General features: G+C 57.9%; 8 protein-coding genes and 2 pseudogenes. All 10 read right to left on the bottom strand.

Going from position 1 to position 23,936, the window contains the following annotated elements:
- Positions 1 to 95: 95 nt before the first annotated feature.
- The 10 genes and pseudogenes from MHM97_RS22280 to MHM97_RS22225 all read right to left on the bottom strand — a co-directional run bounded on the left by MHM97_RS22280 (position 96) and on the right by MHM97_RS22225 (position 23,625).
- A complete protein-coding gene (locus MHM97_RS22280) occupies positions 96 to 473 on the bottom strand; it encodes an IS3 family transposase (protein ID WP_239325769.1) in 378 nt (125 codons plus the stop codon).
- Between the two features lie 8 nt (positions 474 to 481).
- On the bottom strand, positions 482 to 775 hold the full coding sequence (locus tag MHM97_RS22275) for a transposase (protein WP_239325766.1): 294 nt from the start codon (positions 773 to 775) through the stop codon (positions 482 to 484).
- Between the two features lie 270 nt (positions 776 to 1,045).
- Positions 1,046 to 1,816, bottom strand: a complete 771-nt coding sequence (locus MHM97_RS22270) for an anti-sigma factor family protein (protein WP_239325764.1) — start codon at positions 1,814 to 1,816, stop codon at positions 1,046 to 1,048.
- 258 nt (positions 1,817 to 2,074) lie between these two features.
- Complete coding sequence (locus tag MHM97_RS22265) at positions 2,075 to 16,453, bottom strand: hypothetical protein (RefSeq protein WP_239325762.1); 14,379 nt, start codon at positions 16,451 to 16,453, stop codon at positions 2,075 to 2,077.
- Positions 16,454 to 16,616: 163 nt separating this feature from the next.
- Positions 16,617 to 18,120 (bottom strand): annotated as a pseudogene (gene tnpC / locus MHM97_RS22950) (IS66 family transposase).
- A gap of 65 nt (positions 18,121 to 18,185) precedes the next feature.
- Positions 18,186 to 18,529 (bottom strand): annotated as a pseudogene (tnpB, locus tag MHM97_RS22245) (IS66 family insertion sequence element accessory protein TnpB); the annotation flags it as partial.
- Positions 18,526 to 18,876: an IS66-like element accessory protein TnpA gene (gene tnpA / locus MHM97_RS22240; protein WP_239325758.1), complete on the bottom strand. Its 351-nt coding sequence runs from the start codon at positions 18,874 to 18,876 to the stop codon at positions 18,526 to 18,528. The gene tnpA and the pseudogene tnpB, both read right to left, overlap by 4 nt.
- Positions 18,877 to 19,116: 240 nt before the next feature.
- Positions 19,117 to 20,877 carry an HlyD family type I secretion periplasmic adaptor subunit gene (locus tag MHM97_RS22235; RefSeq protein ID WP_239325756.1) on the bottom strand — a complete coding sequence of 587 codons (1,761 nt, stop codon included), beginning with the start codon at positions 20,875 to 20,877 and terminating at the stop codon, positions 19,117 to 19,119.
- On the bottom strand, positions 20,849 to 23,023 hold the full coding sequence (locus MHM97_RS22230; protein WP_239325754.1) for a peptidase domain-containing ABC transporter: 2,175 nt from the start codon (positions 23,021 to 23,023) through the stop codon (positions 20,849 to 20,851). The genes MHM97_RS22235 and MHM97_RS22230 overlap by 29 nt, the downstream gene beginning before the upstream one ends.
- A gap of 23 nt (positions 23,024 to 23,046) precedes the next feature.
- Entirely contained in the window at positions 23,047 to 23,625 is a 579-nt protein-coding gene (locus tag MHM97_RS22225) for a toxin-activating lysine-acyltransferase (RefSeq protein ID WP_239325752.1), read from the bottom strand.
- Positions 23,626 to 23,936: the final 311 nt, after the last annotated feature.

Genomic DNA, 23,936 nt, shown 5'->3' with positions numbered 1-23,936 from the left:
TGCTTGCGCCGCTCGGATACATCACGCCAATCGAAGCTGAGGAGAAATACGAGGAAGCCTTGAAGTCAGACAAAATCGCAGCTTGAAATACGAACTCAACAGTCTCCGGAAAAACCGGGGCGGTTCAGGTTCGGGCGCCCCACCCGCAGACCACGCAGCAGATAGGGGTAGGTCTTGTGTCCCTTCGCTGCCTTGCTGGTGTTGGGCTTCTGGTAGATCGGCATGAGCCCCATCACCCTCATCAGCCGCCTGATCCGCTTTTCGTTCACCAAATGACCCTCATTGCGCAGATGCCAGGTCATCTGCCGCACACCGAAGAACGGCGTTTCCAGGAACTGTTCGTCGATCCGACGCATCAGCATCAGGTTCAGAGCCGTCTCGCCTTTGGGTTGATAATAGAACGACGACCGCGGGATCGACAGCAGCTTGCACTGCTTGCCAATGGGCAGATTGGCATTGGCAGGCTCGATCATTTTCCGCCTCACTTGCCGGTCCACGGCTTGAGCTTTCGTGACAAAAAATCATTGGCCACGGCCAGCTCCCCGATCTTGGCGTGCAATTCTTTGACCTGTTCTTCGTCAATCTCCGGGGTTTTATTGCCGCCACGCTCGAACACGCCGGACGCGCCCTCCAGGAGCGCAAGCTTCCAGCTGTGGATCATCGTCGGATGAACGCCAAATTGGCTTGCCAGCTCTGCAACAGTCCGCTCGCCCTTCAAAGCCTCAAGCGCGACCTTGGCCTTGAACTCAGGCGAATGGTTCTTCCGTTTCGACATCTCTGATCTCCTCTGTGTCGAAGATCAACAGACAGCAATTCGAAGCTTACGTCAGTGTCCGAAATTCAGGGGGGAGCTCAGTACAAACACAAAGGACAGTTGCAGCAGAAGTAAAGAGGTTCATCGTGGTACCTTTCAGGCGATTTGCGTGTCGCTTGACAGATCCTCGCATTAAACTAGCGGAAAATTCCTTACGGCGTTCAAAAACACTATGTATTCTCCGACTAGCGCTCCGCTTGAACGCGTTAGCCCGCCGCGCTCTGGAAGCGATCAGACTTGTTGTTGAACGTTTTTTGCGATCTCTTGGACACCTTCTTTGCTGGCGGAGGTGACGACGACATAGCCTGCATTGCCTCTGTTCCAACTCGTCATCTGGTAGCCGTTTATCATTTGACTCGCGAAATCCAGTTGATCGGCTTCTTTCGCGGCGATCATGCACAAAGCGACGACTACGCCATCAACATCAGTATAGATCAATTGTGCAACAGGTTTACCAGTCGCTACAAGCAAACGCGCACCCTGATAAGTCAAACCAAAATCACTCAAGTCTGGCGTCGTGAACTCAACGCCGACCGTCTTGCCCAGCCAAGTTTCGATGTGATCGGATTCAGTGGCGGACACCTCAACCAGGTGGCGCTTTTGACCCTCGTAAACGGCGTGGTAGTCAGCGATATCCTCCAACCAACCACCATTGGATGCCATGAGGGTCGGGGAAGTTGATACGCCCACTCCGTAACCTAAGAAGAGTGCGATCAGCACCGACGCGGCAATACCTAAATACCACGCTGCTCTTGGCGCGTAGTTCTGGTTTGAGGCCGTTTGTGGTTGATAGGACTGAATAGCAGCAACTAGCGAAGGCGGAACCGAAACTTTCAGCATTTCGTCGAATGCTCGGCTGGCCGCATCATTCGCGCGTTGAAGCTCTTGAAGCTCTGCGCGGAGGACTGAATCGACGACGAGTTCCGCCTTGAGTTCCTCACACTCCTTTGCGGGGAGCTCACCGTCTATAAAGGCGGACAGTCTTTCTGTATTGTCTGACATGCTTTGACCTTTGCAAAGTCCGGCCATAATGGCTGATAGTGGTGCCAATACATGGCCTTGCTATAGTTAATACGCTCGAGCTTGCAGCTCTATTCCCGGAATACCAAAATAAATCGCGTTTAGATTGCATCCTTTCATGCGAGCTACCAAGCGTATTGGGAGCGGAGATGACGTGCGCCCCGAACTTGCATTGGGATGAGCCCTGAGAAACGGGGCTCATCCCGTGTTAATACCGCAGGTGACAACCTAATGGCGACGTTATGCCGCGAACTGATCTTCGGCTGGATCTGAGGGCACACCGTCGTCGATCAGGACTGCTGTTGCATCGTCGGATGCCAAACCACTCGCGCCGCTGGCGTCCAGCGCCTGGTTGGTTTCGGCGTCCAGAAGTGCTGCGGCATCGTCGATGTCGCTCGACAGTCCAGAAAACGCTGGCTGGTTATCTTCGATCAGATCATCATGCTCTGTGCTGATCCGATCCAGCAGGCCGTCGGGCAGCAGGCTGCCGTAACGTTCCACCAGCTGTTCTGCCGAAACCACGCCGCTGTAGCCCATCTGTGGGTTCCAGCCGTCTTCGAAGAACTTCGATAGCACAATGGTCACCGATCCGGAGGTGTCGGTTGCCGGCAGGTAGCCCAGCACGGCTGCGTCACTCATCCCTTCGGTGCCAGGGAACACGAAGCCTTCGAGGAAATACACCTCCTGATCGGTTTCGTGGGCATACCGCGCGGCAAAAGCGCCGTACCCTTCGGTCAGGAAGTTCTGGCTGGTGGGAACCAGTTGCGCAAGTTCCTGAAGTTCGGCCAGTGTTCCGTCCAGTTGCGCGACCAGCTTTGCCACTTCCCGAACATCGGCCATGGCATCCGCCGGAACACTGCCCGCCGGCGCAAGCCAGCCCACCGCATCAGCAGGACCGAAGATCGTGACACCGCTCCCCGGGGTCACCTCGCCGTCAAGCACCGCGCCGATCTTGGCAAAGATCAACTGGTCGTTTTCCGGGTTGGCGGCCAATTCGGCGGTCAACTGATTGAGCAAGTCGCCAACAGGTTGCGGAAGGATGACCTCCACCTCCGGCGGCAGGTTAAAGCCGTGATCGTTGAAGACCTCCTGCGCCTCTTCGGCACCCGCCACTAGCGGGATCAGACCCAGCGATGCGGCATAGCTCTTTTTCAGGGCCACGAACTTCACGCTGCTGTCATCCGGATCGACAAGAAATTGGTCGCTGACCTGATCCCCGGTACCGGGCTCGATGCCGTAGGCGTCGAGCTTGGATTTGCGGATCAAAACGATGCTGTCGCTTTCGCCGGCCTCACCAATGAACGCGTCTAGATCGCCGAAGAAGTCGATCACCTTTGCCCCGCGGTTGTTGAACAACTGCTTGGCATGGACAAGGTCCGCTTCCACTCGCTGGATGAGCGCAGGATCGGCACCCACAGCGACGAGCTCTTGCAGGAGGCCGTACCCGTCAGCCGTCCATCCCGCAGGATTCTCGACCATGCCGCGCCGCACCGCTTCGTTGCGCAAGATGACCATGCGGCCTCCGTCGGCCCTGTCCATCGCACCAAGCACCATGCCGGCCTGAACCAAGCTGGCCAGTGGGATTTGCAGATCTTCCAGCAAGACCCCGATGAAACGCGCCGACGTTCCTTCCAAAAGCTCGACGAGATCGCCGTTCTGGGCGTCAGCCACCATGTCGTGGACCTGCGGCGGTACTTGCAGGAACTCGGTACTTGCCAGCAGATCATAGAGCCCGATCTGTTGATCCGCACCCAGCGACTGGTTCGCCTCTGCCAACATCGCGATGAACGCGTCACGATCCACCAGCAGGCTTTGCGGCGATACAATCCCGCGCGACCAGCTTGAGGTGCTGACGTTCGTCAGATCACTGATAACGCTTTCGCTTTCGGCTAACGGGCTTTCCAGCAACGCCGCCAGATCAATCGCGATCAGCGGGCTGTCAGCGGTAACCATCCGGTCAATGTTTTGGTCCAGATCGTAGACTCCGCCCGGCTGATAGGCCTGTGCCACGATCATGTTGACGTCGATCCGGCTGTCATTGAGGCCGTTCAGCATCGTCCGGATTTGCTGTTCGTTCAGGAAATCCGACGCCGCGAAGTTCTGTGCGATTATGTCGCCAAAACCATCAATCCCGCCGACCAGGTTGCCTTGCAATATGGTGATCGCCTGACCGCCCACCACGACATCCACGCGTGACAGGTTGCTGAGCGCCGCCTGCGTGCCTTCCATCGCCTCTGTTTTCACGATGGCATAGGGCATGGGGGAGGTACCGAAGGTCCCCAAGACATCCATGTGCGACATATCGGCAAAGATCGCTGCCGCATCGCTGGATACGTCGTGCAGCACGTTTTGATTGGCTGGATATCCAGCGTCCTCCAGGACCTGAACGGCAGTGGGATGCGACACGATGTAGTCGCGCAGATCATTCCAGTTGGCCTCGACGTAGTCGCGCGAAACGATCTGGAACACCGCGTCCGGGAGAATGCCAATTGTCTCCATATCCCCGCTGATAACGCCAAGCAGCGCCTCATCGGGGATGTCGTCTGTCACACCGTGCAGGATCACAACGGACCCGTCTGCCGCATTGGCCAGCGCGTTGGCGATATCGGCCCCAAAGGGGTTTTGAGACACTTGGAAACGCGCGCCGATTTTTTGCGCCTGAAGCTCTGTCAAAAAGCCGCCCATCACAAGGTCGCCAAGCAGCGCGCCCAGAACATCTCCAGAAGCAAACGCTGAGGAAGGAATGCTGTCGATCGAACCCGAGGACACGGAATAGAAAGCCGTGGTTCCGAAAGAATCAACACCCACCTTCTCTGCAAGCCCCCCATCGACAAGCGAGGCAAGCGCGCCTTCCGCGCCGGCCTTGACCGCAACAAAGGCATGATCCAGCGGACCGCCGGAAAGGATGCTGGCAAGACCCACGAACATTTCCGCGAACTTGCCCACATCCGGTGCGGTGATGTCACCCAGAAGCTTGTTCGATTGCACCGGGTTCGCACCGATCATGTTTCTGAGGTAGCTGTCCGCCAGGAATTCAAGTGTTTCGCGTGTGGCGTGACTGTCAGCGACCGAAACCAGCACATCGGTTGCACCGGCCTTCATCAGGCTGGATGCGGACATGGCGATCACAGGCGCACCTTCGGCGTTCTGAAGCACGCCATGCATGACCGCCCCAGCCAGATTGCCCAGGTCGAATTGCGCATGTGTGTCATAGTCGATCAGGATGATATCGCTGCCGTCTTGCAGCACCGCTTCAATCGCGGACTGCGCGCTTGCGCTTTGCTTGAAGTTGAGGCGCGCGAAGAGGGTGAACATTTCCTCCTCGGTCAGCGATCCGGCTGCGTGCAGGTCTTTGACCGCGATCTCGATCAGTTTGGCCGACAGCACTTCGCCGTCCTGAAGCTTGTCCAACAGCGTCGCACCGGCGCCCATTTCGTCGGCAAACAAGCTCATCGCCACGAATTCTGCGTTTCCGATGGACAGTTTGTGCAACTGGGTGCCGTTGCCATCCACCGCAAAGTGACCTTGCCGGGTGATGTAGTCGTTCATCTCCGCCATGCCCTCAAACCCTAGCTTGAGGAAGGTCGGATCATCAAAGAACCCGGCGTCCTGTGATCCGTCGAACTCCAGCAGATCACTGTATTTGAAGAACGGTTTAGTCGTGTCGAGGAAACGGAACTCCACGTCGCTGCCCGCGTTTGCTTCGAACAGGACCTTGTCGGAGATCATCGAGAGGTTGAACGCAGCGCCCTCTGCCACGTCCATGTCCAGCATGGCCTTGAAGAAGGACAGCATTTCCGAAGGATCGGATAGCGGGGCCTTTTCCTCTGCCGTCACGATTTCATCATTCAAACGCGCAGGTAGGTTCAGCTGGGACAGCAGGGCGTCCACTTCGGCCTGATCAAGAACCGCGTTGGATACGGTCTGATTGACCGCTCCGGCGACACTGTCAACGACTGCATAGGTCTGACCGTCCAGGCTGAAGGTGGTCAGAACATCGCCAGCATCCAATGTCTTGGCCATGGCGGAGGCGACGATCATCACACCGTCCTCACCCGCTGCATTGATTGCATCATAAGCATCAAGCGCGGCCTGATCTGGCCCTTGCACCTTCGACGCAAGGGTATCAAGGTCCACACCGCCCGCCAGCAGCGCCTTCATGTCCTGAAGGAAACGCGCGGCGGGGTAAGCCTGCGTGCCTTCAAAGAACTCGACCTTGCCGGCATCCAGCGATGCCTTGTTGATCACGTAGACGCGCGCGCCTTCGAGGGTCACGTAGCTGGCAAAGTGGATGTTGGCCTCGTCGCCCGTCTGAAGGGCGCTGGCGTTCGCGCCCATCGATCCTTCAAGACCCAGAACATCGGCCTGCACCACGACGATATCGTCCAGCGCCAGCATGGCGGTCATGTCGTCGACATAGTCATCCGCACCGGCCCATTCGCTGACCCCGAACAGATGTTCAAGCCCTGCATCGGACAAGGGCGAAGTGTCGCCTGCCTGCACGAGGACTTCGGCCAGCAGCCCGCTCAGTTCACCGGGGCTGACCTTGAGGCTGGTCAGGGCCGGATGCAGCGGCGCACCATCGTCAAAGTCGATCCAGACGCCGTAGCGTTTATCGCCCAGGATAAACTCGCCCAGCGTCTTGCCGGTGGTCAGCAGGTCCTGATCGGCGATGTTGTTGTCGGTAAACCCGCCATCGGCAAAGTCCGATAGGATACCTGCCGTTCCATCGAGTTCGATCAGGTGCATCGTCACACCATCGGCCCCGAAATCGGCGAGCGATGCCAGTTGCGCAATGTTGTCAGCGGCATAGGAAACCTTCTCCGCGACCGCGTCATAGGCGCTGTAAGACAGGCTTTCCTTCAGCAGGGTATCCAGCAGATGACCGGATTCGATCTTGTCCCGCAGTCCAAGGGAGAGGGCCGTATCGCGGTCCATCAGGACAAAGCCGTTGGCTTTGAGATCCAAATCGACAAGTTTGGTCCATTCGAATACATGCTGAGCACGCGGCACGCCACCTCCGTCGATCCAGACCTGGTAGGTCGTACCTTCGAATTCGTAGTCGAACCGCTGGTTGAACAACGCATTCGGATGATCCGTATCAAAGGCGTCAAAGAAGCCCTTCGGCACGTCGGCTCGATAGGTCCGCTTCATCGTTTCGGTTTCCGCGATGCCTTCGCGGTTACCGATGATGGCGTGCACAATCCCATCCGGCAGTTGCGACAGATCGCCCAGATGCGCGGCCTTAATGGCAACCAGGCTGCCTACGCCGTCTGCGTCGTTCAGATCCTGCGCCAGAGTGGTCATGAACGGGTTCTGCTCGGGCAGCAGTTTGGCCGCGATCAGACGGGCCTGCGCCTCGTTCAGGTAGGCGGTCTGTGCCAACCCGACCAGAAGGTCTTGCATATCCTGGCCGTCCACCAGGCTGCCGCCGCTCGCCGCCAGGGCATCCAGGAACAGCGGTGACAATAGATCGGCATCCAGTTCGCTGTCGGCTTTCAGTTGCATCACTCGGAAGCTGCGCCCGTCAAAGCGGAAGCCGCCAAGGTCGATTTCGACAAAATCGCCCAGTGCCGCGTCCGTGAAGTTGTCGTTTTCAACTTCGACGAAAGCCAGGGGTCTGTCGCCGGGGTTCAGCACGATCCGCTTGAGCGTATCGAGGTCTTCGGCCAGCGTCGCCAGCAGATCACCGGCAAGACCGTTAAGCGCCTGCCCCGTGGCATCCTCCAGCACATCTGCGGCCTTTTCGTCCGGCAAGATACCTTCGGCAGAAAGCCCCAGTTCATGAATGCTGGCAGCCTTCACCACGTACACCAGTTCACCGGTTTCCGGGTCCAGCAGCGGCGTGATCGTGTCCGCGTCGGTCAGGCCCAGTTTCTCGTGGGCATCGGCGGTCATCACCATCACTTTTGTGCCTGTGCCGTGGGCCTCCAACAGCGCCTGATTGGCGTTGGCAAAGGCGTCTGATTGGTGATCCAGCAGCTTGAGCCCGATCTCATCCGCCATCTGCTGATCAATCTGACCAGAGGCAAGCAGACCGTTCAGGATGTCGCTGATCACATCCTTGGACGCGACACCGACAAGCCCTTGACCTTCAGCCTCATGCAGGGCGCCGGGGGCGATATGAGCCAGATGCGTAGACAGCAGTTCGTGCAACTTTCCGATGGCCTGTGTGACAGAATCGGCGAGTTGTGGGGCAACCTGATCGGTGGTGTCGTCCGGGGATTGCGTCAGCGCTTGTGTTATCGAAAGCTGAATATCAGCAATTGTCTGACTGCCGTCGAGGTCAAGACCGGCCAGGGCGGGGTCAAGGACATGCGCCCGCACCATGCGGTACTGACGTCCCCCCGAAATGAAATCCCCAGCTTCGGTAAAATAGATCTGGTTCGGATCGCCGGTATGATTGTCAAACAACTGATCCAAGGCTTCCTCGGCCAGCGGACCGGCAGGCCCGCCGTCGAGTATGAAGAAGAAAGTGTTGTTTTCTGAGATAATCTCGATCTCAGCGTTCACACCGACAGCGTTATCCGTGAATTTTTCCGCGAATTCCGAAGCCTGGTCGCCGATGATGTCCTTGAATTCGTTCTGAGCCAGCTCACCGACGTCATCGTGATCGATGATATCCCATCCCAGATAGTTGTTTTCGATGATCTCTTCGACTTCGCGCAAGTACTTGGCCTTCACAAAGAAGAATTGCCGGGTGGCGACCTTGGATACGCCGTCAATGACGATGTTGCCGCCCAGATCGCCGCCGATAATGGCATCGGCCGGCAAGCCCTGAAGAGCCTCGATGCCGCCGTTGATCGGGCCGTTCTCGACCGACCGTTCCAGCATGATCAGGCTTTCGTCCGCCTGCGCCAAGGCTTCGGACAACGCGTTGGCATTGGCATCCATCGCAAATATCTTCGACGCCAGTTCGGGTGGCAGACTCTCCAGCGACAGCGTTCCTTCGAACATTTCACCAAGCGCCTTGAGCATATGCGCAGGCGACAAGGACAGCGGCGTGTGGAAGCTCATGACCCGCGCGACTTCCTGTTCGGATACCGCGAATTTCATCAAGCCCTTTGCCTCCGCTTCGGCGCGCGTCATCACCGAATACTTTGCAGCATCGACGTACTGATCCACGACCTCAAGCGCAATGAGGGCCGCGTTGCCCTTGCCGCCCTTGACGGCTGCGGCGACCGAACCGGCCAGTTCGGGCAGATCAGAAGGATCGAAATCCTTGGCCACGAGGTCACTGGGGTTCGTCAGATACCCCAGGAACGCGTTACCCGCGTCAGCGGCGTGGTCCCCGTAAAGCACCACAACATCGATACCGTCTTTCAGATCGGCGATCTTGGCTACCGTGTCACTGTTGGACAGGATATGTTCCGGGATCGGCGCTTTCTTCGCGCCCTTGCCACCTGCGCCAACTGATTTCAGACCATTGGCTAGGTCGGCCAACTGGTTGTAAGTTTCTATGCTTTGCAGGGACGACATACCGGCGATTCCCAGATCGCTATATTTGTCGTCAAGCGCCGCAATGTCGGTGAACGCTTTGTTGACAATTTCACCGCGCTTGAACCAATCCTGCAACTGCAGCTTGCCGAACGCGCCGCCGGGATCGAAGGCGGCAAAACCTTCGGAAAGTGCCGCACCGGTTTTTGCAACACCTTCCACCGAAGACAGATCACCGTTGATGATCGCTCCGGATGTTTTCAACAGTGCAACGAACTCATCGTGCGACAAATCAAAGAGCGCCTGTGCCTCTGCAAGAGCCGCCTCTTCAAACAGTTTCACAGCGTCCGAACCGGGTTTCGTCGCGGCATCGACAACCGCTTCGTGATGCTTGGAAATCATGCCACCCAGCGCGGAAACCAACGCCTGTGACATCAGGTCCACGGCCAAGCCGCTGTCCTCACCGAATTCCGCGCTGACCTCTCCGCTCAGATCGCTTGCGCCTTCCGAAAGGGCCTTCTTGATTGCATCCGCGCCGATGGGGCCGTTGAACAGGATTTCGCCGATTTCATCGACCGGCTGCCCGGTGATAGCATGCAGCTCCTTCAGAAGCGCGTCCATCTTCTTCTTGTCCACTGCAACGATGTCACTGCCATCCTTGCTTTGCGCCTGCGCAAGAATGGATTCGTCCGCAAGAACGGCGAGCAATTCCTCCTTGAGCGACGCGAAGGTGTCCCGTTCGGCCGTGGTCGAAGACGACGGGGCATTGTCGTGAAAGTCCGGATCGGTTGCGTCGGATGCGGTTTGCCCGTCACCCCCGGTATCGGCCGAAGCCAGTAGCGGCCCATGCTCGTCCACCAGATCGAGCTGCGCAAAATAGACCTCCTGAGTGCCGTTCACCAGCGCCTCGACCTGGCTTAGGAACGTGACATGCTGTTCCGAAGACATGAGCGCAACGTCGCCCGCGTCCTGTTCTGCAATCACCTCAAGGAAGGCGACATACTGGTCCTGCCAGGCTTCGAAATCGAGGTCGGTTGCCTGCGCATAAAGCTCGTCGAGCGTGTAATCGGTGAAGTCATCGCCATCGCGGAGGCGGAGGGTTTCGACCTTTCCGGCACCTTCCATGTCCTCAATGGTAATGGAACCGCCAAGGCCGGAAGCAAGGCGAATGATCAAATTGCCGTCGGTCTTTTCAAAGGTCAGGTCGTCCAGGTCCACCTTGCCCAGATCCAGACCAAACAGGTTTTGGGTGGTGATCTCGATCATGTCGTTGCCAGAGCCGTTTTCGCGGATCACATCATCGCCGTCGCCGACCTGATAGATGTAATGGTCGTCGCCCGCGCCGCCGATCAGGGTGTCGTTGCCGAACCCACCTTCCAGCGTATCGTTGCCTGCGTCGCCGGTCAGCGTGTCGTGGATTTCGCCAAAGACATCGCCAAGTTCGGACATGATGGCCCCGTAAAGTGGATCGACGGCATCCCCGGCCAGATCCTGAAGCGTGTCGCGGATTGCGTCGAGCCCCAAGTCACCAAGGATGGTCTCGATATTCGAAAGCTGATCCAGCGCGCTGCGTGCCTGCGTGATTAGATCCATCGCCGTGGACAGGTGATCGGTGGGAATGTCGAACGGGTTATCAATCGGAAGATCAGTGCCAATGCCTTCTTCCAGTTTGCCCACAACGTCGAGCGCGGCGAGCTGGCTGGTGATCGACGAAAGTTGATCCAGCAAACCACCGGCCTTGGCTGCGACATCGCCAAGGAAGTCGTTGGCTTCAGGACCGGCCTGGGCTTTTTTGTCCAGTTCTGTCTGAGCCTCCTGCTGTTTTTGCGCAGCATCGCTTTCATACGCGGCAGCCTCATCCTCGACATCGGACGTGCCGCCATGACCCGCTTGGGCCTCGGCTTCGGCAGCTGCCTGTTCTGCTTTGCCCGCTTCCAGATCAGCCTGCTTATCCGCCGCATCGCCAGAGAACGAACCGTTGGTTTCGCCATCCTGCGCGGCGTCGCCTTCGTCTTCGGCATCGGCAATCTGACCGTCGGCACTCGTCTTCTGGTTATCTGCCGACGCCTTACTGTCGTTGGCATCTGCATGAGCTTGATCGGCCGAATCCTGAGCGCTATCCGCACCTGCCGCTGCATCGCCTGCCGCATGTTCGGCGTCCTCGGCGGCATCCACCGCGTTTGCCACTTTCTCTGACACCGGGGTCAAACCGGTTTCAGGGTCATAGTTGAGCGGATTAAGCCGTGAGAAATCGAAGGCGCTGATGCGCGCCATCAGGGTGTCGAGCGCATCTGTCAGCTTGCTGGTCACCATGCTGATCGTGTCGTCAATGCTGTCAAAGACAACGCTAATCTTGTCCTGCACCACGTCGATGACCGGCTCGAACTTCGCCGTCAGCTCACCGCTCAGCACAGTGCCGATGATGCCCCAGCCAAAGCCGCGCACGGTGTCCGCGCCATCCCCGCCGGAAGCGATGGCGGCATCGTCCATGGTCAGGATCGTGTCGTCGTTCGCACCACCAAGGAAGCTGTTATCGCTGCCGATGCCCACCATGAAGTCATTGCCTGCACCGCCCAGAAGCTGGTTTTTTGTGCCGGTCGCCACGACAAGGTCGTCGCCTGTGCCACCTGAGACCTGGTATTCGGTTCCCGCGACGATGAAGGCGTCGTTGCCCGCACCGCCGTCCAACACACCACCTGCACCGGCCGCGATTGCGATATCGTCGCCGGCACGACCTAGGACGGTGGTGGATGCGCCTGCTGCAAACAGCAGGTCAGCACCTGCTCCTCCGTCCAGCACGACATTCTGGCCCGCGCCGATCACCAGATCGTCGCCCGTGCCGCCGGAAGCAAAGGCATTCTGCCCTGCCGCGATCACCACGTCGTCATCCGCGCCGCCATCAACCACGACCGACTGCCCCCCCGCGATCAGCAGGTCCGCACCGGCACCGCCTACCAGCGCATTGTCGGCACCGCCCACAACGGCAATGTCATCACCCTCCCCGGCATCGAGCATGTTGTTCTGCCCGCCGACCAGCAGCAGATCATCGCCCGCGCCGCCGGTAACGGTGGTGTTCTGCCCACCGCCCAGCAACACGTCGTCGCCTTCGCCCGCGTCCAGGATGACATTCTGACCGCCGCCGATCACTATATCGTTGCCCGATCCGGCGTTAATCGTGTTGTCCACGCCGCCGCCGATCACGACGTCGGAACCCGAGCCTGCGTCCATGAAGTTCTGCTGACCGCCGCCGATCATGAAGTCCAGACCCGCACCGCCGAACATCCGGTTGTTGCGGCCACCGCCCAGCATGTAGTCGTTCCCGGCGTCCCCGGACATCATATTATTTTCACCGCCGCCGATCATCGCATCATGGCCGGCACCACCCAGCATGAAATTGTTCTGGCCGCCGCCGATCATCACATCGTCGCCGCCGCCGCCGATCATGATGTTGTGCTGGCCGCCGCCCACAAGATAATCGTCGCCGTCAAATTGCGTTCCGCCCAGCAGGTCGGCCAGGAACTGGCCACCGGAATCCAGCGCGGCGAGCATGGCTTCGGTGATCTTTTCTTCTGTGCGCTCGATCGTCTCGTTAACGCGGTTCTTGACGTCTTCGGCCACCCGGTCGATGTCTTCCTGGACACCGTCAACCGCGCCATTTGCGTCTTCGATCAGGCCTTCCGCATCTTCAGCAGGGTTTGTAGTCCCCTCTGGTGCCGGGTTCAGTGCGTCAAGCTGGTAATTGACAGCCGCCTGGGCCTTATCAATCTCGGCCTGAATGTCGCCGGTCACGCTGTCGATGGCGTTGTTGACGTAAACCTGCAAAGCATCCGATTGCGCCTTGACCCCTGCGATCGCTGCATCGATGTCGTTTTTCTTTTCTTCGACCACTGCCTGCATTTCGCCCAGCATGCCCGACAATTGTGACCCGAACAGAGCCTCGAACCCGGCAGTGCCGAGAAAGTTGTCGAGGCTTCCGATCATGTCTTGCACGGCTGAAGCCAGCCCGTCGCCTAGGATGATATTCATCTGACCACCGCCGATGACCAGATCTTCGCGCCCGCCGCCGGCCATGATGTTCAGCTGGCCGCCGCCCACCATGATGTCGTTGCCGTCGTAATCGCCGCCCAGCAGCGCATCGCCGACCATCACATTCAATTGGCCACCGCCAACCATGACGTCATTGTTGCCGCCACCGATCATCACGTTCAGCTGGCCGCCGCCCACCATGATGTCCTCGCCATCGCTGGCTTGGGATTTCAAGACAAAGCCAGCCTTGATATCGTCCATGTCCAGCGATGCGTCACCCATCATGACATTGGCCTGTCCCAGACCGACCATCACGTCATCACCCGCGCCACCAAACTGAACGTTTGCCAGACCGGCCGAGACGATAATGTCATCGCCCGCGCCGGCATCGAGCAGGTTGCCCGCGCCCGCAGCCACGACGATGTCGTCGCCCGCACCGGAGAAGGCAACGTTAATACCGCCGCCCTGGACGATGATATCTTCGCCCGAACCGGTGAATGTGGTGTTCACACCGCCGACCGCGACGGCCACGTTGTCGCCGTCGCCCAGCCGCTGAATGCTCAAGCCGCCAGCCGATACTGCAATGTCATCGCCTGCGCCAGTGTTGACATAGTTCACGCCACCCAGCTGAACCGACAGGTTGTCGCCTTCCCCCAGGTCCGCATAGTTCACACCGCCGACAGATACGGCGATGTCGTCGCCTTCCTTGGTGGTCACCACGTTCACGCCGCCGACCGCTACCGCGATGTTGTCGCCGCCGTTGAGTTGAAGCGTGTTCACCAGTCCCGCGGCCACCGCCACATCGTCGCCGGTTCCGGCCTTGATGACATTGACGCCGCCAACAGCTGCGAGCGCGTTGTCTCCGCTGCCTGCCAAGATGATGTTGACCAGACCGGCTCCGACCATCACATCGTCACCATTGCGGGCCCGCAAGTAGTTGACGCGCCCCAGGCCGACCAACGTATTGTTACCTTCGCCCGCTTCGAATTTATTGACTCCGCCCACACCCAGCATCACGTCGTTGCCCGACCCGGCTGTGGCGACGTTCACGCCACCTGCCGAGATGATCGTGTTGTTTCCGTCATGAGCATTGATGTTGTTGTATAGACCCCCGGCGATCACGATGTCACCCGCGTTGCCGCGCAGATCAATATCGTTATAGGCTCCCGCCGCGATCACCGTGTCATTACCACCAGAAGAAGAGACGAAGTTTACAAGGCCAGCCGTGACAACTTCGTCCCGATGACCGCCGCCAGAATAGCGGTTCACCGCGCCCGCCAGCACCGCCCGGTTGTTCCCCGTACCGGCATCCACATCATTGTAGATCCCAGCCGCGATAACGGTGTCATTGCCTGTGCCCACATCAACATTATTAACCGCGCCCCCGGTGATGATCCGGTTGTGCCCGTCGCCTGCATCCACGTCGTTCACCAGCGCCATCGCGGTGATCGTGTCGTTGCCGCTCCCGGCTAAGATATCGGCATAGCCCGCGATGCTGAGGACGTCGTTATGCCCGTTGCCCGCGTCAATCAGGTTTACGCCGCCAATCGCCCTGATCGTGTCGTTGCCCGTGCCCGCTTCGACCTCGTTGCCGATGCCAGCAACTTCGATGTGGTCATCATCAAATCCGGTTCGTACAGTGTTACCGCCTCCGAGGGCCGTCACATGGTCGCGGTCACTTTGCGTGTTGTAGTAAGAATTGTTGGACGCGCTAGTATCAATGACATTGCCGCCGGCAATTGCTTCGACAGTGTCATCGCCATAACTGGTGCTGATATCATTGCCGAACGCCACGGCGCGCACCTTGTCCGCGCCGACTCCCGTGTCAATCTCGTTGTATGCGCCGCCGGCATAGACATCATTGTCACCGCCCATGGCGCGGATTTTGTTATAAGCCCCCAAAGTCTTGATATAGTCATCGCCGCTTCCGGTGTGGATGTCGTTGTAAAGACCATCCGCTTCAATGTGATCGTTCCCGGTGCCTGAGACAAATTTGTTCTTACCCGCCAGTAGATAGGCTCGGTTGTTGCCGTTCCCCAGATTGATGTCGTTCTCGGCAGCGTAGGCTTTCAGCCAGTCGCTGCCACCATCGGCGCGCACGGTATTCTTGATCCCGCGCGCGCGGATTTTATTGGTTCCGCTGCCTGCATGAATGTAATTGAGCCCGCCATCGGCATCGATCTCGTCATGCCCGCTTTCACCGTAAATCTTATTGCTACCGCCGTCGGCCGTGATCGTGTCATGGCCGCTCCCGCCATAGACATTGTTCAGCCCACCCTTGGCGTCGACCTCATCGTTGCCCTTGCCAAGATAGACTTTGTTGCTGATGCCCTTGACTTCGACCTCGTCATCATCATCCCCGGCATCAATGTAGTTGCCAGCGGCAAACGCGCGAATGGTGTCGTCACCACTCCCCCCATGAAGTGCGTTATCCGCCGCCCATGCCGTGATAAAATCGTCACCCGATCCGCCATCGATATAATTTGTCAGACCGTAGGCATTGATCGTGTCGTTACCCGACTCACCATAAGCCTTGTTTCGCCCCCCTTCGAGCTGGGCATAGTCATGGCCGCTGCGCAGGTAGACCGTGTTGCTCGCCGCTAGCGCATCAACGGTGTCATTGCCGGTGCCTGCATCAATGTAGTTGCCGAACGCAATGGCTTTGATCCGGTCGTGTCCGGACCCGCCATGCAAGGCATTGTCCGCCGCATAGGCAGTGATCCGGTCATCACCATCACCGCCGACAATGTAGTTGGTCAAGCCATAGGCATGAATGTCGTCATGCCCGTCTCCACCGTAGACCTTGTTGGTGCCCCCAACGACCTTAACATAATCACTACCTGTACCGCCCTCTACATAGTTTGAACCACCGTAGCCATAGATGACGTCGTTGCCAGACCCCCCGAAAAGGTCGTTGTCACCACCGATCGCTCTGATGTAGTCATTTCCCGACCCACCATAGACGTCAGCCCATCCAGCGATGGAGTGCATTACATCATCGCCGCCGTGACCGTTCATATAGACATAAAGGTTATAAGCCTTCATGCGGTCGTTGCCCGACCCACCGTGCTGGTAAGGATCAAATGATTCAATGAAATCCGAAACCGCCGATGCCGCGCTTTTCACGTCATCCCATATGTTGCCCAAAAAACCCATGGTCCGTTCCTTTGTTCAAAAATCTCCGGCGGTGCTGTGCTGTGAAAGCCGGCGACCGTGTCAGAAAGGGAACGTTCCAAAGTGCGGCGTTATTCCATTGTGTTGCGAAGTTTTCGCGTGGCCGTCCGGCGAAGGCGCACTGGCACAGATCCTTTGGTCCCTGCTACGCTGCGATAGCAGCGTAGCGCCATGGCATAAGCTCGTTCAGGCGCGTGATCTTATGATCCGCGATCCGCGCCAAAACCCAAGTGAGCCACGCTTGGGGATCTACCGCGTTCATCTTGGCGGTTTCGATCAGGGTATAGGCGATGGCGGCAGCTTTGCCGCCGCCTTCTGAGCCGACAAAAAGGTAGTTTTTGCGGCCTATGGCAATGGGCTTCATCGCCCGCTCCGCAGAATTGTTGTCGAGTTCCAGAATGCCATGATCCAGGTAAGGGCGGAGTTTCGCCATCCGCGTCAGGGCATAGCGTATGGCCTTGGCCAGTTCGGATTTTCCCGGAATGCGGGCCAGCTGTGCGGCGAGCCAGGCCTCCAAATCATCGAGCAGTGGCTTTGACCGGGATTGGCGCAACCGGACACGATCCTGCGGTGGCAATCCGCGGGCGTCCTTTTCCACGGCATAGAGCTCCGCGACACGACGGATCGCCTCTTCAGAAACGGCCAGCCCTTGCGATTGGAACACGTCAACGAACTTGCGCCGGATATGAGCCATGCAGGCAACTTCGCTGACAGCGCCAGAACGGTACAGGTTATTGAAGCCGGTATAGCCGTCCGCATGCATCCAGCCCCTGTAGTTGGCCAAATGCCCCGAAGGATGTTCACCCTTCCTGTTGGATGTGAACCGGTACCAGGCGGCAGGCGGATCAGCTCCGCCCCCAGGGGCGTTCATCACGGACATAGGTCCATACGCGGGCCGTGGCACATTTGCCTTTGGCCTGCATCCAGATCGGAGTGTCATCCACAAAGATGGCCTGGCCAGCGCGCACATGACGGCCGATGGCATCAGCCAAGGGTTCCAGCAGCGCGGCAGAGCGGCCAACCCAATCCGCCAGGGTGGAACGGTCCAGATCAATCCCTTCGCGGGCGTAGATCTGCGATTGGCGGTACAGGGGGCAGTGATCGGCATATTTGCTGACCAACACATGGGCTAAAAGGCCGGGCCCAGGACGGCCGCGCTCAATCGGGCGTGATGGCAGCGCAGATTGAACGATCCGGTCGCAATCCCGGCAGGTCATGCGCGGGCGGACAATACGGTTCACCACGAACCGGCCGGGCAGATATTACAGCTCTTCCGTCACATCTTCGGCAATAGTCCGCAGCTGGCCGCCGCATGTGCAGGCTTCGCCAGGCGTCAGAACCTGATCAATCCGGGGCAGTTCGGGCGGCAGCGGCTTGCGCTTGGGTTTGGCCTTCTGCCCTTCGGCATCACCGTCAGGAACGTCTTCGCCGACAACCTGCGCTGCCGCTGTTTCTTCTTCCTCAAGCCTGAGCTGAAGCTGATCCAGGCTTTCCGACTTTGATCCGAACCGGTGCCGGTTATGCCCCGCAAGCTGGTGTTCCAGCTTGGCAATTCTCAGCGCCTGCGCCTTTACCAGATCAAGCAACCCCTCCGCCGTCTCGCGGAGATCTTCGGGATCCGAAGGCAATGCTTTGGGTGCATCCAGCATGGGCCAGAATATACCCCGGCTACGGCGGAATGGGAATCCTGTGGTTCTGCAATTGCGGGATAATTCCCTGCGGTCAGTGGCTTCCAGGTCTTCTGCGGCAACCGCCAGTCAATCCCTTCCAGCAGCATCGACAACTGAGCTGGCGTCAGGTTGATCTTACCGTCTTTGGCGGCGGGCCAGACGAACCGGCCCCGTTCCAGCCGCTTGGAAAACAGGCACGCCCCTGGCCATCCCACCAAATTACCTTCAGCAGATCCCCGCACCGTCCGCGGAAAACAAACAAATGCCCGCAGAACGGATCTTCGGCCAGGACCTTCTCGGCCAAGGCCGACAAACCGCCAATCCCCTTGCGCATGTCTGTGACCCCGGCGGCCAGCCAGACCTTTGTATTTGCCGGAACCGGGATCACGTCGAAAGCTTACGGATCAATGCGGCAAGCACATCGGGATCAAAGCCGCCCTTAACCTTCAGGCGGTGGCCGTTGGCAAGTTCCACCTCGATCTGCGCACCGGTATCCGGCGGGGTTGAAGCAGGTTCAGCGTCCAGAACTTCAACCGGCAGAAAACGGGGTAAGTCCTGCTCCTCATCGACCTCCGCCGCAAATCGCGGTTCTTTAAGCCAATTGAAGACCTGATTGGCATTTACATCGTAGCGCCGCGCAACTTGGGCAACCGATACACCGGGTACCCGCGTCTGCGCACATATCATACGCTTCTCGTCTTCAGACCAAGTCCGCCGCCTGCGCCGCTTCGACATGTTCCACTCCGATAATGTCCATTTGTTCGCTAATGGACATTATCCATCACTAACGACCACCGTCAGTGCGCGCAGACCGGACGGTCACGTTTTCGTGTCAGACTTCAGGTAATCGACGAATCGGATCTCAAACGCCGATTCCCGCCCAAAGGGCCGGCAATGTACCGCAAAAGCCTGCGCAAGCGCATTGAAGCAAGGTGTGATGCTTCGAGGGATATCGCCTGCCTGGCTGGGCCCGGTTCAGGTTTCCCGCAACGCGGACCGCAATCCCTTAATGATCGGGTCAAAGAAATAGGAAATCACCCGCCGGTCTCCGGCCACAATGTTGCCCGAAACCCGCATCCCCGGCAGAAGCGCAAAGTTCTGTGGCACGTCCCGCAAGGTCACATCGTCCAGGCGTACAATGGCATCATAGTAGGGCTGTTCATTACCTTGCGGCTGAATGACATCACTGCTGATAGTGACGATTTCGCCGTGCATCTCGCCATGTCGCACGAAAGGCAGGGCTTCGAGCCTCAGCACCACCCTGGCCCCGTGGGAGGTCAGCGAAATATCCTTTGGGTTAACCCTAAGCCGGGCCATCATCTGCGCATCTGTCGGTACGATAGTTAAGATCGGTTCGCCTTGCCCGACAACCGCGCCATCCGCCCGACCATCGGTGAGTTCAAGCACGATCCCATCTATGGTCGACGTGATCTGAATGCGTTCAGACCGGGCCCGCAAGACCAAAATCTGCTGATCCAGCGCGTCTAGCTGTGCCCGTGTCTCGGACAGCGAGGCCGCCAGTTCGCCACGTCGAGAAGCGACAAACGCTCGCAAAGATGCTTCCGCTTCGGTCATTTGCGCCTGAACGGACTGCATCCTTTGGGTCAGTTGCACCGCTTGCCGCTGAAGCGAAAGAACCTGATTGCGGGTGCCCAAAAACTCGATATCGGAAATCACACCTCGATCATTCAGCTTTTGCCGAGCCGCCTCGACTGAGCTAAGAGCGCTTATCTGTTCTTGCAGAATTTGCAATTCGTTAGTCGCGTGGGCTTCGTCCTGCGCCATGCGCCTGCGCTGGATTTCATAGGCATCGAGCTGGGCCGTGAATTCGGCCATGCGTTCTCGGAAAATCTCTGCCTGATCTGCGGGAAGCGCAGCGGCTTGGGTCACTAGTTCATGCTCGGCGGTTCGCTTGGTTATCGCCGTCAACTCCAATTCCAGACGCGCCGCCAGCCCCGCGGCCGTGGCACGTTCAGCTTCGGTGGTTGCCAAATTCGCTTTGGCTTCGGTATCGTCGAGAACGGCCAACAGGTTACCCTTGCGAACTCGGTCGCCGGGTTTGACATGGATGCTGTCGATCAGCGAGGTATCCGGTGCACGTACCGCGAAATTGGCGGTGCTGGGTTGCAGGGTGCCATCGGCGACTACTACCGTCGCAATGCGGTTGGTCGATGCCCAGGCCAACATTGCCATGATCGTGAACAGGATAACCATAGGGAGCCCATACATCCAAAAGGGTGTCTTGCTCGTCTCGATTTCAATCGCGTCGGGTCGAAACTTAGTGGCGTCATCGCTTTGTCCAACAGACCAAAGCCTGCGCCATTCAAACCTGCCCATACCAGTGTCTTCAACTAGCGCGCCAGCGAGACGGCCTTGTGCGGAAAGAAAGGCACAGTGCAAAGCAGGATCTTCTGCGATGATGCCACTAGCGTCTTTTGTAGGAATCCTGCGCAGAACGCAGGCTGTGCGGGCACGCGCTGTGACCAACCTTAGACCGTCAGGCGAAAAGGCGTCTTCACCCAGAACATCATCCGGATGGCGTGTATCCAGGACATTGCTGCGGGCGCGCTTGTTGCGAGCCAGGGCGACCTCGCCCTCCAAGACAATGTAGACACTGTCAGCTGGCGCGCCCTGAGCAAACACCACCTCACCCGGGCGGAAACGCAGATCTTCGGGCTCAGCCGAACGGCGAGCAATACGCCGCGGTTCAATGGTTGATAGCGGGACGACCGACATGGTTCACCTCCGTTTCAATGCGACCGTATTGCCGTGACCACAGGGCCTGATAAAGCGCACACCGCGACAACAATACTGTATGCGACGCGCAATCGACGACCTTGCCGCCATCCATCACGATGATCTTGTCGGCGTCCATTAATTGTCCCAGACGGTGGGTAACCATGATCGTCGTGCGCCCCTCACAGATTTGCGGCAGATTTTCCATCAGCACCGCCTCGCTTTCGGGGTCGAGTGCGCTGGTGGCTTCGTCCATGATGATGATCTTGGGATCCCGCAGAATGGCCCGCGCAATTGCGATCCTCTGACGCTGGCCCCCGGATAGGTTGCTCGAGTTCTCTTCAACCATCGTGTCATAGCCCTCCGGCAGAGCCTCGATAAAGTCATGGGCACCAGCGACCACCGCGGCTTCGATGATGTCTTCCAAACTAGCGTTCGGTAGAGTTGCACGTAGGTTTTCGGCGATGGTCCCGCGAAACAGAAAACTGTCTTGCGGGACAACACCCATGGAACTGCGCAGATAGGGTAATTCGATCTGACGCATATCCAGACGGTCAAACCGAATAACCCCCTGATCGGGGATATGAAACCCTTGCAACATGCGCGTCAGCGTTGATTTTCCCGACCCTGAACGTCCAACAACACCAACGAATTCACCGGCTCGAATCTCGAAACTAGCGCCGGACAGGCCGCTGGTGCCGTTAGGATAGGTGAAGCCGACGTTTTCAGCAGTGATCATACCTTTGAGATCCGGCGTCAAAGCTCGGCTGCGTCGCTGTTCAGAAGGACGATCCATGATGCCGCCCATCATGGACAACGACACGCGGACCTCCTGCCAATCTTTGATGAGCGAAACCATCTGAACCAATGGCCCCGACACGCGCTGAGACAGCATGTTAAAAGCAACGAGCGCCCCAACCGTCAATTCACCATTCAATACCAACCGCACGCCCACGAAAATGAGGCAAACGCTCATTGCCTTTTCCAAGAACTTTGTAATTTCACCGGACAGGGCACCTATCTTGCCGACATCGAGTCCGCGACGAACCACATTTGCCGAAATCGAATCCCACTGACGCCTACGCGGCGGTTCGAGCGCAAGCGCCTTGGTAGTGCGTATGCCATTAAGTGTTTCGATTAGCAGCGACTGTCTGTCACCTTCGGCGGCGTAGAGTTCTTGCAGCCGGTTGTGATAGGGCTTCATAACCGACAGCATGACTAGGCCGATCAGCATCGCAAAACCCAGAACAATCAGCGTCATCGTACCGCTATAAAGTGCTAGAACAGGTATAAAAACAATAAGGGCAGAAAGCTCCAGTATTGTATTGAACAGCCGCCCCGTAAGGAAATTTCGGATTTGCGTGTGTTGGCTCGCGTGTTTTGCGGTGACGCCTGCTGATCTTTGCTCAAAGAAATCCAGCGGCAGGCTCAAAAGTTTACCAAATACCCGCGTGGCCAGCCGAATATCGATACGATTGGTGGCCTGCAACAACAGACGAGTGCGAAAGTAGCCCATCAAGGCTGACAAGACCAATAGGATGACCATACCCGCCGTCAGGACATTCAGTGTATCTACCGACCCATTCTGAAGCACCTTGTCCATCACTATCTGGAAAAAGATCGGCACAGCCAAGTTCAATCCATGCATGACGATAGCAATCATAGCGATTGCTGTGAACAAACCCTTGTACCGGCTCACTTCGGAAACGAAGTAGCCAAGGCCGAACTTTCGGGTTCCCGCCCTGGCCTCGACGCTGGCGGCTTTCAGCAGGATCGCTTTGCCATCCCACATCTCGTAAATTACTTCAGGATCGACCAGCTGCAATTCAATGGGCTTTTGCGCCGGATCTAGTACCGTCAGACGTGAACCCTCTTCAGTATCGCGCAGACCTGTAAGAAGAACATATCGTCCTTCGGCCAGAACCGCGACGACCGGCCAGACGTCAGTTAGCCGCTCCAACCGACGTGGCTTGAGCGTTGTCATCCCCGCTTTCAACCCATTTTCGCGTGCCATACGCATCAGAAGAGCAGGCGATGGTTCGGTGTCGTTCAGCGCGAAGTCATGAATCAAGCGCTCGGCCCCCAGATCGACCCCCTTCTGACGACCAACCAAGCAAAGACAACGCACGCCAGTATGAAGCGTCATGAGATTCTCTCCTGTGGGTGTCGTCAGACCTCTGCGGTGACGGGATCTGACATGTCGTCCAGCACTGTGTCTTCAGCATCGTCACCGATGTTAACCGGTGTGATCAGCAATGAACCGTCGGACTGGCGGCGACGGATTTTGCAGGGGGTATCTTTGACTACCCGTTCGGCAAGATCGCTCAGCACGGCATCGGCGTTTCCGAAAGGCGCGATGATTTCCATGATCCAAAGGTTGTCGCCGCTTTGCCAATCTTCCCGTGCCAGAACGACATCTTCCTTTTGCAACCTCGCATCCAACTCATCGCTAACCCAGGCCCATGCAACAACGGCGATGGGACCAGCCTCCTTACGATAAAAGCGGCACTGGTCGTGCTGTAAGGCGGGCAGGAAGGTCAGGTCCATCCCAGCCACTGAAAGCCCGCGATGCGCCTGGGAACACATGTGTAGAAATGCAATTTCTCCAAGTCGGACCAGGAACTCCGGAGTAATCTGGGCAGTGGCGCTGGCTGCCGCGTCTTTTTCGGGTTGCTCTTGCAGGTGTTGCTCATTAGGCATGCTTTTTCCTTCTCTTTTGGCCGATTTTTCCAAGGCCTCCGAATGCATAACGCTCGATCCTGCAGAATTATTCCCTCCGGGTGTGAGACGTCGTGATTGCAACCTTTTCGGAGCCTTCGACCTCATCGGCCAGCGGACATCCTAGACCCGGTCCGATACCAAAAGCGAGGAGCCAGTAGGGGGCGCTTGCCCAACCCCGCCCGGACGTGAACCGGCATGATCGGCCGAAAAGGTGGGTTATCTGGGTTTTTCACGGTTTTTGTAGGCAGCCCAATCACATTCTGGCGGTTCAAGGCAGACATCGTAAGCTAGGTCCGCGAGGTTCTGATGCCCACACCTTTCCGATCCTTGCACTCCCG

It is taken from the genome of Epibacterium sp. Ofav1-8 (genome assembly GCF_022348185.1).
GTDB lineage: Bacteria > Pseudomonadota > Alphaproteobacteria > Rhodobacterales > Rhodobacteraceae > Epibacterium.
The sequence above is the reverse complement of the archived record's forward strand: the minus strand, read 5'-3'. Positions and strand labels throughout refer to the sequence as shown.

Bases quoted from the DNA above. Each gene is read 5' to 3' on its own strand.
- MHM97_RS22275 (WP_239325766.1), bottom strand. From the start codon at position 775: ATGTCGAAACGGAAGAACCATTCGCCTGAGTTCAAGGCCAAGGTCGCG.
- MHM97_RS22225 (WP_239325752.1), bottom strand. From the start codon at position 23,625: ATGCATTCGGAGGCCTTGGAAAAATCGGCCAAAAGAGAAGGAAAAAGC.
- MHM97_RS22265 (WP_239325762.1), bottom strand. From the start codon at position 16,453: ATGGGTTTTTTGGGCAACATATGGGATGACGTGAAAAGCGCGGCATCG.
- MHM97_RS22235 (WP_239325756.1), bottom strand. From the start codon at position 20,877: ATGTCGGTCGTCCCGCTATCAACCATTGAACCGCGGCGTATTGCTCGC.
- tnpA (WP_239325758.1), bottom strand. From the start codon at position 18,876: ATGTCGAAGCGGCGCAGGCGGCGGACTTGGTCTGAAGACGAGAAGCGT.
- MHM97_RS22280 (WP_239325769.1), bottom strand. From the start codon at position 473: ATGATCGAGCCTGCCAATGCCAATCTGCCCATTGGCAAGCAGTGCAAG.
- MHM97_RS22230 (WP_239325754.1), bottom strand. From the start codon at position 23,023: ATGACGCTTCATACTGGCGTGCGTTGTCTTTGCTTGGTTGGTCGTCAG.
- MHM97_RS22270 (WP_239325764.1), bottom strand. From the start codon at position 1,816: ATGTCAGACAATACAGAAAGACTGTCCGCCTTTATAGACGGTGAGCTC.